The organism is Anaerococcus sp. NML200574 (assembly GCF_026131665.1).
In the GTDB taxonomy this organism is placed as follows: Bacteria; Bacillota; Clostridia; order Tissierellales; family Peptoniphilaceae; genus Anaerococcus; species Anaerococcus kampingae.
Window position 1 is genome coordinate 1 of record NZ_JAMXSM010000067.1, and the last position, 1,418, is coordinate 1,418.

The window sequence follows — 1,418 nt, forward strand, 5'->3', positions numbered from 1 at the left end:
AAATAGGCTCACTTAATAAAGCTTATGAAATTAATATTTTTTTCTTAAGCAGCTTTGTATTTTATGATTTCTAAGTTCTTATTTTCTATTTTGGTTGCCAGTTTATTTAAGTTTAGTGCTATTGATAAGAGGCATATTTCACTTATTATATTTTCTTTTCCTCTATGGTGGAATCTGTTGTAGTTTAGTCCTGACTTTATTTTGGAAAATGCTCCTTCAGCTTGGATTGATCTATTTAATCTTTCTTCTATTCCTTGGTCTGATATTATGTTTTCTAATGATTCTTTCCTATATTTTTGGAACGTTTCTGCTATGTAAATGCCTTTAGTTTTTTGACCATCTTTGTTCCGGTCGAAACACCTATAGACTTTTGTGGTTGTTATATATCCACTTTTTCTTTTTCTGTATTTATCATTACATCTTATGAATTCTTTGCCTTCTTTTGATATGTACTTATCTTGAGTTTCATCATAGACTAGGCTTTCCCTGAATTCTTGTTCTTTTTTATATTTTCGTGTTTTTGATTTTTCGTAGTTTGATGGTTTTATGTAGGATGTTAGATTATGCTCAGCTAGATATACATAGTTTTCTTCGCTTTCGTATCCTGCATCTGCTACTATTTTGTCTAGTTCATTTGGATAGGTTGTTTGGAGTTTTGATAAGAATGGTTTTAGGGTGTACATGTCATTTGGATGGTGTGATACATTTTCTCCTATTATGAAACCTGAGGCACTTGCTAATTGGATATTGTATGCTGGCTTAAGTTGACCATTTCTCATGTGGTCTTCTTTCATTCTCATGAAGGTTGCGTCATGGTCTGTTTTTGAGTAGGAGTTTCTGTAATCTCCCATTATTTCTAGGTGTTCTTGATAAGTTTCTAACTTATTTTTCCAATCTTTTAGTTGTTCATAGTCTCGTTGAAGTTGGTGTTTTCTTTTGCCTTGACCATATACGAAGTTTATTTTCTTTTCTATACATTCTTTACTTATTTGATTAAATACTATATTTACTACTTCTAATACTTGGGATGGTGTTAAGTCTTTATTTAAATTGAAGTGCTTTATTATTCTGATTCTTAGTTTTTCTTGCCATTTTTCTGTGCTTCCTCTCCGGACAAAGCTGTATCTGTTGGCATAAGCTTCTATTTTTGTTCCATCTATGTATATACTTGATAGATCTATTTGCTTTTCTTCTACTAGTATTTCTACTATTTGACTTAGTAGATTAGGTGTTAGATTTACTATTTTCTGTCTAAATCTATTTATTGTGCTATGATCTGGTGGGGTTTGTCCGTCAAGAAGATATTTTATTCTTAGATCATATTTACATGATTTTTCTATTTCTCTTGATGAGAATATTCCTTCAGAGTAGCAGAATATTATTATTTGAAGCATTGTTACTGGATTTACAGTAGGTTT

General features: G+C 30.9%; 1 protein-coding gene. It reads right to left on the reverse strand.

The genetic code is table 11. The features are described 5' to 3' along the window. Positions 1-44: 44 nt before the first annotated feature. Positions 45-1,418 (reverse strand): IS1182 family transposase (locus NH286_RS10630; RefSeq protein ID WP_265238786.1); only part of this gene is annotated, 1,374 nt, incomplete at its 5' end.